Origin of the sequence: Shewanella sp. AC91-MNA-CIBAN-0169, from assembly GCF_040310165.1 — a bacterium.
GTDB lineage: Bacteria > Pseudomonadota > Gammaproteobacteria > Enterobacterales > Shewanellaceae > Shewanella.
This window is the reverse complement of sequence record NZ_JBEOPM010000204.1, coordinates 1-235: the sequence shown is the minus strand read 5'-3', so window position 1 is coordinate 235 and position 235 is coordinate 1. Positions and strand designations below refer to the sequence as shown.

General features: G+C 61.3%; 1 protein-coding gene. It reads left to right on the top strand.

Going from position 1 to position 235, the window contains the following annotated elements; translation table 11 throughout:
- Nucleotides 1–235, top strand: a 235-nt coding sequence (locus tag AAEY98_RS22680; protein WP_351019899.1) for a cytochrome ubiquinol oxidase subunit I, incomplete at both ends; no start/stop codon positions are given.

Genomic DNA, 235 nt, shown 5'->3' with positions numbered 1-235 from the left:
CCTCTATCATTTCTGGTCGAAGATTTTCGCGGTCAACTTCGGCATGGGCGTGGTGTCCGGGCTGGTCATGGCGTACCAGTTCGGCACCAACTGGAGCCATTTCTCCGACTTCGCCGGGTCCATCACCGGTCCGCTGCTGACCTACGAGGTGCTCACCGCGTTCTTCCTCGAGGCCGGTTTCCTCGGGGTCATGCTGTTCGGCTGGAACCGCGTGGGACCGGGCCTGCATTTCTTC